The sequence below is a fragment of the Variovorax sp. E3 genome (assembly GCF_016082275.1).
Taxonomy (GTDB): Bacteria; Pseudomonadota; Gammaproteobacteria; order Burkholderiales; family Burkholderiaceae_C; genus Variovorax.
Genome location: NZ_MOWM01000086.1, coordinates 15,990 through 30,403, shown reverse-complemented (window position 1 = coordinate 30,403; position 14,414 = coordinate 15,990). Strand labels below are relative to the sequence as shown.

Below are 14,414 nucleotides of genomic sequence, written 5' to 3'. Positions count from 1 at the left end.
CGCGCCGCTGCTGCTCCAAGGTGGCATGGCCGCGTGGCGCGCCGCCGGCCTGCCGGTCGAGGCCACGCCCGCGTTGCCCGCCGACACGGACTGCATCGACTACCTGTTCTTCGTGCACGACCGCCACGACGGCAACAAGGAAGCCGCGCGCCGCTACCTCGCGTGGGAGACGGGCCTGGTCGCGCAGCTCGACGCGCAGGAGCGCGCCGCCTTCCGCCTGCCCGCGCCCGCATCCCACGCCGCGCACACGCCGCACGCCTGAACCCCGGCGCGCGTTCGCCCGCCTGCCCGCCATCCGCTTTCTGTTGTTCGTCCTTGTCCGTTCCTATTCCAGGAGTCCTGTCATGTCGTCTGTCAGTCGCATCTCGCCGTTCGTTCGCCTCGCCGTTGCAGCCACCTGGCTCGCGGCCCTGGTCATGCACCCCGCCACGGCCGAGCCCATGCCGCAGCGCGGCGGTTTTCCGTCGCAGACCATCAAGTTCGTCTCGCCCTTCCCGCCCGGCGGCGGCAACGACGCGACGGCGCGCCTGGTGACCGCGCGCCTGCCGGAAATCATGGGCCAGGCCGCGGTGGTCGACAACCGCGGAGGCGCGGGCGGCAACATCGGCGCCAAGGCCGTGGCCGACGCCAAGCCCGACGGCTACACCCTGCTCACCTCGCAGGTGTCGATCATGGCCGTCAACCCCACGCTGTACGCATCGGCCGGCTTCGACCCGGTCAAGAACTTCATTCCGATCACGCAGATCAACGCCGCGCCGCTGGCGCTGGTGGTCGACGCCAACTCGCCCCTGAAGAGCTTTGCCGACCTGGCCACCAAGGCCAAGGCCAGCCCCGGCAAGGTGACCTACGCCACGCCCGGCAACGGCACGCTGTCGCACCTGGTGGGCGTGGTGCTGTCGAAGGACAACGGCATCGCCATGACCCACGTGCCCTACAAGGGTGCCGGCCCCGCGCTGACCGACCTGCTCGGCGGCCAGGTCGACGTGCTGGTCACCTCCACCGCGTCGGTCGCGGGGCTGGTGCAGAACGGCAAGCTGCGCGTGCTGGCCGTGACCAGCCCGCGCCGCATCGGCGTATTCACCAAGGCGCCCACGCTCGAGGAACTGGCTACGCCGGCGCGCGCTTCGAAGACTGGTACGGCTTCTTCGCGCCGGCCGGCACGCCGCCCGAACGCGTGGCCTATTTGAACGAAGCCATCGTGCGCGCGCTGCACCAGCCCGAAGTGGCCAAGCTCGTGACCGACGGCGGCAGCGAGGTGGTGGCCAACTCGTCGGAAGCCTTTGCGGCGCAACTGCGCCAGGACATCGACCGCTGGTCGCGCATCGTCAAACTTTCCGGCGCCAAGGCCGACTGATTGACGCAACATAGCGGCCTGCCACTTTCTCCAGCCACCCATCGTCTTTATCGAACCATGTCCGCTTCGCACTCCGACGACCCCGCAGGCCAGGCCATCGACACCCGGCTCACGCGCACCGGCAAGACCCCTTCGTATGCCGGCGGCGCGCCCGTCAACACGCCGCTGGTGCGCGCCAGCACCGTGCTGTTCGACAGCGTGGGCGACATGCGCGATGCCCGCGCGCGCCGCGACGACGAGCGCATCTTCAGCTACGGCGCGCGCGGCACGCCCACCACCTTCGCACTCGAAGACGCGGTGAGCGAGCTCGAAGGCGCCTACCGCACGCGGCTCTTTCCCACGGGCCTTGCCGCCATCGGCATGGTGCTGCTGTCGTACCTGAAGCCGGGCGACCACGTGCTGATGTCGGACAGCGTGTACGAGCCCACACGCAACCTCGTGAACTCGTTCCTCGAGCCCTACGGCATTCGCAGCAGCTTCTTCGCGGCGGACGGCAGCGGCATCGAGGAACAGTTCCAGGCCAACACGCGGCTGGTGTACGCCGAATGCCCCGGCTCGCTGGTCTATGAAATGTGCGACCTGCCGAAGCTGGCGGCGCTCGCGCATGCGCGCGGCGCGCTGCTGGCGGCCGACAACACCTGGGGCTCGGGCCTGCAATACCGCCCGCTCGCGCTGGGCGCCGACATCTCGACGATGGCCGCGACCAAGTACCTGTCGGGCCACTCCGACGTGATGATGGGCACCGTCGCCACCACCGAAGCCGCATGGCGCCCGCTCAACGAACGCTGCGACGCCTTCGGCATGACCGTGAGCCCCGACGACGCATGGCTGGTGCTGCGCGGCATGCGCACGCTGTCGGCGCGGCTGCAGGTGCACGAGCGGCACGCGCTCGAAGTCGCGCACTGGCTCGAAGCGCGGCCCGAGGTGGCGACCGTGTTCTGCCCCGCGCTGCCGCAGCACCCGGGGCACGAGCTCTGGAAGCGCGACTGCAAGGGCACCAACGGGCTGCTGTCGATCGAGCTGCAGCCGGGCATCGGCAATGCAGCGGTCGAGCGCTTTGTCGATGCACTCACGCTGTTCGGGCGCGGCTCGTCATGGGGTGGCTATGAAAGCCTCGTGGCCTGGACCAACATGCGCGCGGCGCGCAGCGTGACGGACTGGAGCCAACGCGGCGCGGTCGTGCGGCTGCATGTCGGGCTCGAATCGCCCGAGGACCTCACGGCGGACCTGGCGCGCGGCTTCGCGGCGCTGAACGCGGAAGGCGCGGCCTGAGCGCTTCGGCGCTCGGCTTGCTTACTTCGGGCTCGCGGCGGCAGCCTCTTCAGGCCAGCGCTGCGGCACGCGCCGAAGGTTGTCGACCGAGTAGCCCAGCGTCTTCAACCGGGATACCGCAGCCTCGTACACCGGCTCCGAAATGGTCGGCGTGCGCGCCATGATCCAGGCGTAGTCGCGGCTGCTGCGGCCGATGATCGTGAGCTGGTAGTCGCTGTCGACATCGACGATCACGTACTCCGCCTTCACCGGCCAGAAGAACTGCATGCCCCACACCGCGTTGCCGGTGTCCGGCACCACGCTGCCGACCGGGTTCATCGTCTTCAGCGGCCCGTCGAACGCGCCCTCGCGGTAGCGAAAGCGCGTGTCGATGCGGCCGTCGGGCTTCAGCGTGTACGACTCCACGGCGTTGAAGGCATTGCGCTCGGGCCGCGTCGGGATGTTGCCGATCACGTACCAGTCACCCATGAAGCGCTGCAGGTCGACCTGCTTCACCGGCGCAATCGTCGGCGGCGAAGTCGCGCAGCCCGCGACCAGCAGCACGGCCACCGCGCCTGCTGCAATGAGGAAGGGCGGGCTCGTCAGAACGGTTCGCAAGGGTCGCTGCATGGCTGGCGCCTCCGGGGAGTTGAAGGGCGCAGGCTACAGCGCCGGCCGAGGGGGCGGCGTCGGACGAGGCCTTGCGTGGCCCGATGCCACGCTCAGCTGCAGGCGTTCCGCCCCTCCGGCGCGCTGCGCAACCGGTTCAGAAACACCAGTTGCGCCCGCGCACTCTCGCTGCCCTGCGCCGCCGCGCGATGCATCCACGTGCTCGCCTCGCAGCGATCGGCCTGTACGGCGGAGCATAGAGCGTCGGCCCCGTCAGCAGCACCATGCCGAGCATTTCCTGCGCCTGCGCATGGCCTTCGTTCGCGGCCTGGCGCAGCATGTCGAGCATGGTGCGGTAGTCGCGGTCGGACTGGGCCTCGAGCGCCATCTGGAAGCGTTGCTCCGCCTGCAGTTCTGCGTTGGCGTCGTTCGGCTGCGCGGCGCACAACGCCGCCACCAGGCACAGCGTGCCCGACAGTGCAATGCGCCAGCGCAAGGACCAGCTGGCGATCTGGTTGAGTTCGGATGACATCGGCAAGCTCCACGAATGAGATGACGTGCATCGTCTCTCCGTGGTGCCGAATGGAAAAGCTGGAATTGGCTCAGCCGGCCTCAGCTTTTGACTGAGGCTTGGCACTCGCTGCGCTCAGAAGATCGCGAGCACCGCCGCGTTCACGAAGTAGCCGCCGATGGTGAGAAACACGAACAGCAGCGCACCCAGCTTCAACGGTTGCATGCCGGCGCGGCGCAGGCTGCTGGCGCTGGTGCGCAGGCCCATCGCGGCCATGGCGGTGGCCAGCAGCAGCGTGTCGAGCTGCACGAGCCCCGCCACCAGCGCATGCGGCAGCACGTCGAGCGAATGCACGGCGCTCACCGCGATGAACAGCACCGCGAACCATGGCACGCGCACCTGCTTGCAGCAGGCCTTGAAGCTGGTCGCGCCCTTGGCCGACGCAGCGGCCTGGAACGACAGCACCATGAGGAAGGGCGCGAGCATCATCACGCGCAGCATCTTCTCGACCACGGCCGCATTGGCGGCTGCGGGGCCGACGGTGTCGCCCACGGCAACGACCTGCGCCACCTCGTGGATGGTCGAGCCCGCGAACAGGCCGAAGGCATGCTCCGACAGCCCCAGGTACGGGAACGCCAGCGGGTACAGCACCATCGACAGCGTGCCGAACACCACCACCGTGGCCACCGCGATCGACACCTTGTGCTCTTCGCCGCGCACCACGGGCTGCGTGGCCATGACGGCGGCGGCGCCGCAGATGGCGCTGCCCGCGCCGATGAGCGCGGCGGTCTGCTTGTCGAGCCCCAGCCAGCGCGTGCCGACGTACACGGCCACGCTGAAAGTCAGCGCCACCATGGCCGCGCCGATCAGCAGGCCGGGCCAGCCGACCGCGCCGATGTCGTGCAGCGAAATGCGAAAGCCGTAGAGCACGATGCCCGCGCGCAGCAAGGTGCTGCGCGCAAAGTCCACGCCCGCCCCGGCGGTCGCAGCCACCGACGGGAACACCGTGTTGCCCGCGACCATTCCCAGCGCAATGGCCAGCGTGAGTGCGCTCAGGCCCAACTGCACCATCACGCCCCACTGCGACATCAGCGCGGCGGCGGCGGCGAGCAAGGCGGCCAGCAGCAGGCCGGGCCCGCGGGTGCGAACAAAGGAGAAACCGGGAAACGAAGCGAGGGAGGCAACAAGGGATTGCATGGACTCGAGCTTAGAAATTGGCACCCCATGAGTCAAAGACATAAACTTCACCCATGCATGAATTCAAGTTATGGCAATGAACCTGCACCTGCTGCGCCTCTTCGTCGCCGTGGCGGAGGCGGGCAGCTTTTCTCGCGCGGCCGAGGGCCTGTGGATCAGCCAGCCGGCGGTGTCCAAGGGCATTCGCGAGCTGGAGCACCAGCTCGACCTGACGCTGATCGAGCGCGGCACGGGCAAGGGCTTTCGGCTGACCGAGGCGGGTGCGTCGCTGCTCACGCATGCGCGCGGCATCTTCGCGATGGAGCGCGCGGCGCTCGACGACGTGCGCGCGCGCGTCGGCGTGCAGCGCGGCAGCCTGACCATCGGCGCCAGCACCACGGTCGCGAGCTACTGGCTGCCGCCGTATGTGGCGGCCTTCTGCGCGGCCTACCCGGCGGTGGTGCCGCGCGTGACGGTCGGCAACACGCAGTGGGTGTGCGAGCAGCTGCTCGAGTGCCGCATCGACATGGCGCTGGTCGAAGGCCGCGTGGACGAAGAGCGCATCGAGGTCAGCGAGTGGAAGGCCGACCCGCTGACCCTCGTGGTGGCCACGGGCTCCGAGCTGCCGCGCCGCGCGGTGACGGCCGAGGTGCTGGGCCGGCAGAACTGGATCTTGCGCGAGCCGGGCTCGGGCACGCGGCAGGCCACCGAAGCGCTGTGCGCGGCCAACGGCATCGCCGCCCTGCCCTGGATGGAGATGGCGAGCAACGAGGCCATTGCGCGCACCGTGGCCAGCGGCGTCGGCATCTCGATGCTGCCGCGCGTGGTGGTGGCCGACATGCTGGCGCTGGGCACGCTGCGCGAGCTGAAGCTGGCGGGCGGCGCGGCGCTGTCGCGGCCGCTGTACCGGCTGGCCCTGAAGAACAGGCCGCTCGCGCCGGCGGCCCTCAAGATGGCCGGGCTGCTGGAACGCAAGGGGCCGGCCTCTTCGGCCCGCGCGCCCCGTGGCTAGACGCGGGTCAAGCCAGCCACCTCACGCCCCCTAGCAGCAGCGCCCCTTGCCCGCCCCGTACCGCGCCTCCAGCCGCTCGCGGAAAAAGGCTTCATAGCTCATCGGCGGCTGGTCGGGGTGCGTGGCCGCCATGTGGGTCAGGTAGGCGTCGTAGTCGGGCATGCCGACCATGAGCCGCAGCGACTGCTTGAGCGAGCGCGCAAAGTAGCGCCCCGCTTCCGGCAATGCGAGGCCCATGGCGTCAGTGCGCGGCCGAGGCGCCGGCCAGCGGCTCGAACGGCGTCTCGTGCGTGGTCGGCCGGTTGGCCGCGCGTGCCGCCAGGCAGGCCTTGATGCTGTACACCAGCACGCTCAGCACCACGAAGATGAACAACGCGCACAGCGCCGCGTCGAGGCGGTCGTTGAACACGATGCGCGACATGGCCTCGGGCGTCTTGGCCGGCGCCACCAGCACGCCGTTGGCAATGCCCTCGGTGTACTTGGCCGCATGCGAGAGGAAGCCGATCTTTGGGTCGGCCGAGAAGATCTTCTGCCAGCCCGCCGTGAGCGTGCAGGCCAGCAGCCACGCCGCCGGTGCAATCGCCACCCACGCGTAGCGCTCGCGCTTCATGCGGAACAGCACCACCACGCCCAGCATCAGCGCCACGGCGGCCAGCATCTGGTTGGAGATGCCGAACAGCGGCCACAGCGTGTTGATGCCGCCCAGCGGATCGACCACGCCCTGGTACAGGAAGTAGCCCCAGGCCGCCACGCACAGCGCCGTGGCCACGAGGTTGGCCGGCAGCGAGTCGGTGCGCTTGAGCGCGGGCACGAAGCTGCCCAGCAGGTCCTGCAGCATGAAGCGGCCGGCGCGCGTGCCGGCGTCCACCGCCGTGAGGATGAACAGCGCCTCGAACAGGATCGCGAAGTGGTACCAGAAGGCCATCATGGCCTGCCCGCCGATCACCTGGTGCAGGATGTGGGCCATGCCCACGGCCAGCGTCGGCGCACCGCCCGCGCGGCCCAGGATGGTGGTCTCGCCCACGTCCTTGGCGGTCTGCAGCAGCATTTCGGGCGTGATCACGAAGCCCCAGCTCGACACCGTGGCCGCCACCTGCTGCGCGGTCGTGCCGACGAGCGCGCCGGGGCTGTTCATCGCGAAGTAGATGCCCGGCTCGATGCACGAGGCCGCCACCAGCGCCATCACCGCCACGAACGATTCGGCCAGCATGCCGCCGTAGCCGATGAAGCGCGCATGGCGTTCGTTGTCGAGCATCTTGGGCGTGGTGCCCGAAGAAATCAGCGCATGAAAACCCGAGACGGCGCCGCACGCGATGGTGATGAACAGGAACGGGAACAGGCTGCCCGACCACACCGGGCCGTTGCCCTGCGCGAACTGCGTGATGGACGGCATCTGCAGCGTGGGCATCACGAACACGATGCCGATGGCCAGCGCGATGATGGTGCCGATCTTCAGGAAGGTCGACAGGTAGTCGCGCGGCGCCAGCAGCAGCCACACCGGCAGGCTCGCGGCCACGAAGCCGTAGCCCACCAGCATCCACGTGAGCGCCTTGCCGTCGAAGGTGAAGAGCGGCGCCCACTCGGGGTTCTGGCTCACGGCCTGGCCGCCGAAGATGGCCAGCATCAGCAGCACGAAGCCGATCAGCGACACCTCGCCGATGCGCCCCGGGCGGATGTAGCGCAGGTACACGCCCATGAACAGCGCCACCGGAATGGTCGCGGCCACCGTGAAGGTGCCCCACGGCGATTCGGCCAGCGCCTTCACCACGATCAGCGCCAGCACCGCCAGGATGATGATCATGATCATGAAGGTGCCGAACAGCGCGATCATGCCGGGCACCACGCCCATCTCCTGCTTGACGAGGTCGCCCAGCGAGCGGCCGTCGCGCCGCGTGGAGATAAACAGGATGATGAAGTCCTGCACCGCGCCGGCGAACACCACGCCGGCCAGGATCCACAGCAGCCCGGGCAGGTAGCCCATCTGCGCGGCGAGCACCGGGCCCACCAGCGGGCCGGCGCCGGCGATGGCCGCGAAGTGGTGGCCGAACAGCACGTTCTTGTCGGTCGGCACGTAGTCCAGGCCGTCGTTGTGGCGGTGCGCGGGCGTCTTGCGGTTGCCGTCCAGGCCCAGCACCTTGTCGGCGATGAACAGGCTGTAGTAGCGGTAGGCGATCAGGTAGGTGCAGATCGCGGCGGCCACCACCCAGAGGGCGTTGACGCTTTCACCTCGGGTCAGGGCCACGGTGCCGAGCGCGAAGGCGCCGACCACGGCCACGACCAGCCACACCAGGTGGCGTCGGATGCTGTGCATGGGGATGTCTCCAATATTGAACCCGTGGAGTCTTCCCGGGCCGGGGCCGGCGCGCATCCGTCGGACCGCGTGGGCCGGGTGCGTGGCTTTGCGTAATGGAAAACCCGGATACGTCGCCCGCCGTGCCGCAGTGCAATGCCTGCGGACCTACACGCACGAACCGGGCCCGGCCGGAACAATAGGGGTCTGCCTTCCAACAGCGAGCCAGCCGATTGATCGACGCCATGGACGCACTGTCCGCCTCCACTCCACCAGCCCAGGCACAGGTGCGCTGTTGCATCGCGGGCGGCGGCCCCGCCGGCATGGTGCTCGGCCTGCTGCTCGCACGCGCCGGCGTGCCGGTGGTGGTGCTGGAGAAGCACCTCGACTTTCTGCGCGACTTTCGCGGCGACACCGTGCACCCGTCGACGCTGGAGATATTGCACGAGCTGGGCCTGCTCGACGCGTTCCTGCAGCGCCCGCACGACCGCGTGGAAGAGTTGCGCGCCACCTTCGAGGGCCAGAGCTTCCCCGTGGCCGACTTCACCCACCTGCCCTCGCACAGCAAGTTCCTGGTGCTGATGCCGCAGTGGGAGTTCCTGGACTTCATGTGCGACGAGGCGCGGCGCTACCCGGGCTTCGAGCTGTGGACCGACGCCGAGGCCGTGGGGCTGCTGCAGGACAAGGGCCGCGTCAACGGCGTGAAGGTGCGGCGCGGGCGCCGCGCCGGGCAGCCGCAAGACGTGGAGCTGCACGCCTCGCTGGTGGTCGCGAGCGACGGCCGGCACTCCGCGCTGCGCGATGCCGCCGCGCTGCCGCACATCAGCTACGGCGCGCCGATCGACGTGCTGTGGATGCGCATCCCCAAGGAAAAAGGCGACCCCGCGTCGACCGCCGGGCACATCGCGGGCGGGCACTTCCTGGTGACGCTGAACCGGGGCGACTACTGGCAGTGCGCGTTCGTCATTCCCAAGGGCGGGCACGACGCGCTGCAGGCCAGGGGCATCGACGCGTTCCATGCCGAGATCGCGAAGATCGCGCCCTTCTTCGCGCAGCGGCTGCCGCAGGCCCTGCCCGACTGGAACGCGGTGAAGCTGCTCGAGGTGACGGTCGACCGGCTGGAGTCGTGGTCGTGCAAGGGCATGCTGTGCATCGGCGACGCGGCGCATGCGATGTCGCCCGTGGGCGGCGTGGGCATCAACCTGGCCGTGCAAGACGCGGTGGCCGCGGCCAACCTGCTGGCCCCGATGCTGGCCGGCACCGCGACCGACAAGCAGATCGACGACACGCTGCCCCAGCTCCAGCGGCGGCGCGAATGGCCCGTGCGCGTGACGCAGGCGGCGCAGCGCATGGTGCAAGACCGCGTGCTGATGCCCGTGCTCGGCGGCAAGGTGACGAACGCGGCGGGACACGTGCCGTGGCCGCTGCGCATGCTCTCGCGCTGGCCGATGCTGCGCCGGCTGCCGGCACGCGCCGTGGGCCTGGGCGTGCGGCCGGAGCACGTGGCGCCGCCGCCCGCGTCTTTATGACTTTTTTACGCGCGCGCATCGGCATTCGATGCCGTTTTTATGCGCGCCTTTCGATACTCCATCCACTCCAAGACAAGAGTGAACAATGGACATCGTTGGGTTGGCCGCCATCGCGGCTTTGTGGATCGTTTCGGCCGAGACCTGGGTGTGGTTCCATCGGCTCGCCAGGCCGCGCAAGCGCGCGTGAGGCCGGCCATGACGTTGAACGCAACGCTCTGGTATCGCGCGGCCGCCTGGGCCCTACGGGCACGGTCGCGGCCCGACATGACGCTCTACTGGTCGTGCTGCGGCACGCCCGCGCTCGGCGAGCAGACCCTGCTCGGCCACCATGGCACGGGCAACGTGCTCGTGGCATCGTGCAGCCATTGCGGCGCCCGCTGGATGAGCATCTCGCGGGCGGAAGCGCCGACCGACTGGCGGCCCTTGACGCGCGCGACGCCATCGCCATCCGCGAGGCCGGCGACATCACGCGCACGGCGCTGCTCACGGCCTGGGCCCACGACAACCACGCGCGCACCCACGAGCAGACCGCGTGGCTCCGCAGAAAGCGGCGCGACGCCGAAGACTGAAGCGGCCGGCTCAGGGCCGCCGTGCCTGCGTCGACTGGCGCGACCAGTACACGCCGTCCAGCCGGTCGAGCCGCACCTCGCCGCCCGACGAAGGCGCATGCACGAAGCGCCCGCCGCCGACGTAGATGCCGGCATGCGTGGGCGTGGATGAGCCGAACAGCACGAGGTCGCCCGTGCGCAGGTCCGACATCGACACCGGCTGCCCGAACACCGACATGCGCGCGACCGTGCGCGGCGGCGATTGCCCCACGCTGTTCAGGTACACGTAGCCGATGAGCCCGCTGCAGTCGAAGCCGCCGTCCGGCGTGTTGCCGCCATAGCGGTACGGCGTACCGACCAGCCCCAGCGCGTGAATGGCAATGCTGTTCGACTGCTCGTCGGTGAGCGGCGTGCTGGCGGGAATCGATGGAAGGCTGCCCCGGCCCGTGCGTGGACCCGGTGGGCTTGCGCAGCCCACCATCACGAGGCAGGCGCCGATGACAAGAATCTGGGAGAGCCGCCGATGCGGCAGCGTGCGGGACCGTGGCGTTGACACAGGTGCTTCGGACATGTCGGATGGCTGAGCCAGCTTGTGAACGTGCACGGACTCTAGCGCGTAACGCGTCCGCTTCCTGAAGAAGAGGCCACGCCCTCCGGGGTCAGCACTGCGGCGCCGATGCCGCGGAGGGAGAAGATGCGGGCAGATGGCGGGATTTGCACCCCGCTTGCCCGCGAGTTTGCGGACTTGGTTGCCTGCTTGCTTACTTGGCGACGACGTTGACCGCGTCCTTCAGCGCCTTGCCGGCGGTGAACTTGGGCGCCTTGCTGGCCTTGATGGTCATCGGTTCGCCGGTCGACGGGTTGCGGCCCGTGCGCTCGGGACGGCTCGCCACGGCGAAGGTGCCGAAGCCGATCAGTTGCACCGTGTCGCCGGCGGCCAGGGCACGCGACAGGTTGTCGATGGCGGCGTCCAGGGCGCGGCCGGCGTCGGCCTTGCTGAGGTTCGTGTCGGTGGCGATGGCGGCGATGAGTTCGGTCTTGTTCAAAACAGGAGGTTCTTTCTTGGTCAAACGGTTGGGAAAAAGTCCGTAGCGCAAAAGCGCTACCGGGGACGAACTTTAAACGCCCCGCAGGGGGAGGGAGAAACACATGCGTTTCAAAAGTGAAACAGCGTGATCGATGACCGGTATCGGCGTGCGATTCAGGTCGCGATCCCGACTGTGTAAGCTGCTCCGGCAATGACATGGCTGGAACGCTTTCGACGGTGGAAAGACAGCAGGCGCGCGAAGCGCCATGCGTGTGAGCGCGCGCTGGCGGAATTCGGGCGCGCGCATCGCGAGCCGGCCATGGGCGCGCACGTGCTGCGGATCGACGCGAAAGAGGCCGTGGTGCGCGTGATGTACGCGGCGGGCCGGGTTCCGCCCGAGCGATGCTGGTACCTGGTTTCGGACGACAACACCGCGATTCGCGCGCTGTCGTTCGACGATGTGAAACTGCTGGAATCGCCTTGGCGGTGATTCAGCATTTTCTGATGCGGATCAGTTTCGCTTGGTTTCCTCGAGCAGCATCCTCGCATCGCGCGCGAGGTCGGCCGCCAGCGAGATCAGGGGCTTCTGGCTCGCGGCGCCCTTTCCTGTTCGCCACGCGTCGTCTTGATGCTGGACGCACCAGAGCAGCGAATTCAGCTGCGCGAGCTTGGCCTCGAGTGCATCCGCCGCGCTCAGAACCACCGTGTCTGCACGCGGTCGCGTGCGAAGCCGAGTCGGTTTCTGTTCCGTCATTTCTGTAGTTCTCCCTTGAAGATTGCCGGCAACCGGATGCCGGTACGCAGGGCTTGACTCTAGAGAAGAGACGCTGGAGGGGAGCAGGAATTTGCGCTAGTAATTCTCGGAATGCGCGACCAGCTTGCGGCACGAATAGCTCAGGAACGGATACCACTCTCCGTTCTGGCAAAACTCCGAATCCGCTGCGCCGGGTGCGAACTGGATCTTTGCGCCCGTCAGCGGGTTCACCGCGACAGATTCTCGAATCACAAGGGCAAATGCCGCGGGGCCACGGCAACACACAAAGCCCTGACAGTGTCAGCTCTGGCCGAACTTTCGGGCGTGCTCCACCGCATACTTGATCAGCTCCGCCTGCCCCTCGATGCCCAGCCTGCGCTTGATGCTCTGGCGGTGCGCCTCGACCGTGCGCACGCTCAGCCCCAGGTCGCGCGCGATCTGCTTGCTCGACTCGCCTCGCCCCAGCGCCGAAAGAATCTCGCTCTCGCGCGGCGTGAGCAGCGGCCTCGGTTCCTGGGTGCGAAACAGTTTTTTCGACACGGCCGGGCTCAGGAAGGTGCCGCCCGCCGACACGGCCTCGATGGCCGCGACGATCTCCGCCGCCGGCGCGTCTTTCAGCACATAGCCGCGCGCGCCCACCTGCAAGGCCTTCTGCACGTACTCGGGGTTGTCGTACATGCTGAGCATCACCACGTGCGGCGCGTTCTGGCGTTGCAGCAGCAGCGCCGCGAGCTCGATGCCGTTCATGTCCTTCATGCCGACGTCCATCAGCATCAGGTCGGGCCGCACGCTGTCGACCTGCGCCAGCGCCTCGGCCGCGCTGCCGGCCTCGCCGACGATCTCCAGGTTGGGCATGGAGCCCAGCCGCGCGCGCAGGCCGTCGCGCACCAGCGGGTGGTCGTCGACCAGGAAAAGGCGAACGGTCTTCGTCGTCATGCGGTGGATGCGGCCGATGCGGCCGTGTCGGCCTTCGCGCTGCGGGCCGGCACCACGGCCTCGATGGAGGTGCGCCCGGCGTTGGAGCACATCACGAGCTTGCCGCCGATCGACTCCATCCGCTCGCGCATGTTGCGCAGGCCGATGCCGCGGCGCGGGTCGAGCTGCACGGCCTCGATGTCGAAGCCGGTGCCGTCGTCGCTCACCTCGAGCCGCACGCCCGCCTCGTCGTCGAAGCCCAGCGCAATGTGAACATGCTGTGCGTTCGCGTGCTTGCGCACGTTGGTCAGCGCCTCTTGCGTGAGACGGAACAGCGCGGTCTTCACCTCGGGCTGCAGCTCGAAGGCCTCGCCCCCGATCATCATCGACGCGTCGACCGCGCCCTCTTCGCGGAATTCGTCGACCAGCCGCTCCAGCGCGGCGGGCAGGCCGAGCGTGTCGAGCAGCGCGGGGCGCAGCCGGTGCGAGATGCGGCGCACCTCGATCAGCGAATCGTTCAGCCGCTGCAGCGCCTTGGGCAGCGCGGGCGGCGTGCCCTGGTGCTGGCGCTCGAGCGACTCCACGGCCGACTCGATCAGCAGCTTGGCCGACACCAGCGTCTGGCTGGTGCCGTCGTGCAGCTCGCGCGCCAGGTGGCCGCGCTCTTCTTCCTGCGACTGCACCACGCGCCGCGCGAGCAGCCGCAGCTTGGCCTCGGCCGTGCGGTGTTCGCTCAGGTTCAACAGCAGCCCGGCCGCGCTGACCACGCCCAGGCACAACGCGGCAATGCCCGCGATCCACAGCAGCGTGGCGGTGACGTTGGCGTTCATCTGCCGGTCGAGCGTGTCCATGGTCGACTGGATGTCGTCCAGGTACAGGCCGGTGCCCACCATCCAGTTCCAGCGCGGCATGGCCGTGACGTAGCCGAGCTTGGGCGCCATCTGCGCACTCGAGGCTTGCGCCATTCGTACTCGACGTAGCCGCCGCCGTGGTCCTTCGCGCCCTTGATCAGCTCCTGGATGGTGTAGCGCCCGTGCGAGTCGCGCAGGCCCCAGAGGTTCTGGCCCACCAGCTCGGGCTGGCGCGAGTGCATGAGCGAGTTGCCTTCGAGGTCGTAGACGAAGAAGTAGCCGTCGTCGCCGTAGTTGAGCGCGGCCAGCCGGCGCAGCGCCTCGTTGCGGGTGGCCTCGTCGTCCTGGCCCGACTCGTACAGCGGCAGCAGGTTGCTCACGGCCAGGTCGACATAGCTGCGCAGCTCGCTGCGGCGCTGGGCCATGTAGCTGCGCTCGATGAGGGCGCGCTCGCGCTGGGCCAGGTCGTGCTCCTGGTGGCGCACCGCGAGCGCCACCAGCACCAGTGCGACGAGCAAGGGTGCCACGGCCAGGGCAACGATCTTGGTGCGGAGATTCATCGGGCGGCAAGACTACCACCGGGGCGT

Annotated in this window: 13 protein-coding genes and 4 pseudogenes; 7 read left to right on the top strand and 10 right to left on the bottom strand. The window is 68.8% G+C overall.

Annotated elements, in window-relative coordinates; all coding sequences use genetic code 11:
* From BMG07_RS25230 to metC, 3 genes and pseudogenes are all read left to right on the top strand, one after another.
* Nucleotides 1–262, top strand: a pseudogene (locus BMG07_RS25230) (sulfurtransferase); the annotation flags it as partial.
* Between the two features lie 82 nt (nucleotides 263–344).
* A pseudogene (locus BMG07_RS25225) lies at nucleotides 345–1,354 on the top strand (Bug family tripartite tricarboxylate transporter substrate binding protein).
* Between the two features lie 57 nt (nucleotides 1,355–1,411).
* On the top strand, nucleotides 1,412–2,626 hold the full coding sequence (gene metC, locus BMG07_RS25220) for a cystathionine beta-lyase (protein WP_198086838.1): 1,215 nt from the start codon (nucleotides 1,412–1,414) through the stop codon (nucleotides 2,624–2,626).
* Between the two features lie 21 nt (nucleotides 2,627–2,647).
* Here the strand turns inward: metC and BMG07_RS25215 are convergent, their stop codons facing one another.
* The 3 genes and pseudogenes from BMG07_RS25215 to BMG07_RS25205 form a co-directional block, all read right to left on the bottom strand.
* A complete protein-coding gene (locus BMG07_RS25215) occupies nucleotides 2,648–3,223 on the bottom strand; it encodes a lipocalin family protein (protein ID WP_269759371.1) in 576 nt (191 codons plus the stop codon).
* Nucleotides 3,224–3,327: 104 nt separating this feature from the next.
* Nucleotides 3,328–3,746: pseudogene (locus BMG07_RS25210) on the bottom strand (sel1 repeat family protein).
* Nucleotides 3,747–3,860: 114 nt separating this feature from the next.
* The gene (locus BMG07_RS25205) at nucleotides 3,861–4,922 is read right to left on the bottom strand and encodes a YeiH family protein (RefSeq protein ID WP_198086836.1); all 1,062 of its coding nucleotides are present in this window, start codon (nucleotides 4,920–4,922) and stop codon (nucleotides 3,861–3,863) included.
* A gap of 76 nt (nucleotides 4,923–4,998) precedes the next feature.
* Here BMG07_RS25205 and BMG07_RS25200 point away from each other — a divergent pair, with 76 nt between their 5' ends.
* Nucleotides 4,999–5,913, top strand: coding sequence for a LysR substrate-binding domain-containing protein (locus tag BMG07_RS25200; RefSeq protein ID WP_269759369.1), 915 nt, complete (start codon nucleotides 4,999–5,001; stop codon nucleotides 5,911–5,913).
* A gap of 30 nt (nucleotides 5,914–5,943) precedes the next feature.
* On the opposite strand, the gene BMG07_RS25195 is transcribed toward BMG07_RS25200, so the two are convergent.
* Together BMG07_RS25195 and BMG07_RS25190 are read right to left on the bottom strand one after the other, a co-directional pair.
* Nucleotides 5,944–6,150 (bottom strand): YbdD/YjiX family protein, encoded by a 207-nt coding sequence (locus tag BMG07_RS25195; RefSeq protein ID WP_198086834.1) that lies wholly within the window; start codon nucleotides 6,148–6,150, stop codon nucleotides 5,944–5,946.
* A 4-nt stretch (nucleotides 6,151–6,154) separates the two neighbouring features.
* Entirely contained in the window at nucleotides 6,155–8,224 is a 2,070-nt protein-coding gene (locus BMG07_RS25190; RefSeq protein WP_198086833.1) for a carbon starvation CstA family protein, read from the bottom strand.
* A 224-nt stretch (nucleotides 8,225–8,448) separates the two neighbouring features.
* Here BMG07_RS25190 and BMG07_RS25185 point away from each other — a divergent pair, with 224 nt between their 5' ends.
* Together BMG07_RS25185 and BMG07_RS25180 are read left to right on the top strand one after the other, a co-directional pair.
* The gene (locus BMG07_RS25185; RefSeq protein ID WP_198086832.1) at nucleotides 8,449–9,732 is read left to right on the top strand and encodes an FAD-dependent oxidoreductase; all 1,284 of its coding nucleotides are present in this window, start codon (nucleotides 8,449–8,451) and stop codon (nucleotides 9,730–9,732) included.
* Between the two features lie 356 nt (nucleotides 9,733–10,088).
* Nucleotides 10,089–10,301 carry a hypothetical protein gene (locus BMG07_RS25180; protein ID WP_198086831.1) on the top strand — a complete coding sequence of 71 codons (213 nt, stop codon included), beginning with the start codon at nucleotides 10,089–10,091 and terminating at the stop codon, nucleotides 10,299–10,301.
* Nucleotides 10,302–10,311: 10 nt separating this feature from the next.
* On the opposite strand, the gene BMG07_RS25175 is transcribed toward BMG07_RS25180, so the two are convergent.
* Together BMG07_RS25175 and BMG07_RS25170 are read right to left on the bottom strand one after the other, a co-directional pair.
* Complete coding sequence (locus BMG07_RS25175) at nucleotides 10,312–10,851, bottom strand: C40 family peptidase (RefSeq protein WP_198086830.1); 540 nt, start codon at nucleotides 10,849–10,851, stop codon at nucleotides 10,312–10,314.
* 190 nt (nucleotides 10,852–11,041) lie between these two features.
* A complete protein-coding gene (locus BMG07_RS25170) occupies nucleotides 11,042–11,326 on the bottom strand; it encodes an HU family DNA-binding protein (RefSeq protein ID WP_198086829.1) in 285 nt (94 codons plus the stop codon).
* Nucleotides 11,327–11,626: 300 nt separating this feature from the next.
* Here BMG07_RS25170 and BMG07_RS25165 point away from each other — a divergent pair, with 300 nt between their 5' ends.
* The gene (locus BMG07_RS25165) at nucleotides 11,627–11,797 is read left to right on the top strand and encodes a hypothetical protein (RefSeq protein ID WP_198086828.1); all 171 of its coding nucleotides are present in this window, start codon (nucleotides 11,627–11,629) and stop codon (nucleotides 11,795–11,797) included.
* A 21-nt stretch (nucleotides 11,798–11,818) separates the two neighbouring features.
* On the opposite strand, the gene BMG07_RS25160 is transcribed toward BMG07_RS25165, so the two are convergent.
* From BMG07_RS25160 to BMG07_RS25150, 3 genes and pseudogenes are all read right to left on the bottom strand, one after another.
* Nucleotides 11,819–12,010: a hypothetical protein gene (locus BMG07_RS25160; RefSeq protein WP_198086827.1), complete on the bottom strand. Its 192-nt coding sequence runs from the start codon at nucleotides 12,008–12,010 to the stop codon at nucleotides 11,819–11,821.
* A 351-nt stretch (nucleotides 12,011–12,361) separates the two neighbouring features.
* Nucleotides 12,362–12,997 (bottom strand): response regulator transcription factor, encoded by a 636-nt coding sequence (locus tag BMG07_RS25155; RefSeq protein WP_198086826.1) that lies wholly within the window; start codon nucleotides 12,995–12,997, stop codon nucleotides 12,362–12,364.
* Nucleotides 12,994–14,387, bottom strand: a pseudogene (locus tag BMG07_RS25150) (cache domain-containing protein). The gene BMG07_RS25155 and the pseudogene BMG07_RS25150 overlap by 4 nt, the downstream one beginning before the upstream one ends.
* Nucleotides 14,388–14,414 lie beyond the last annotated feature (27 nt).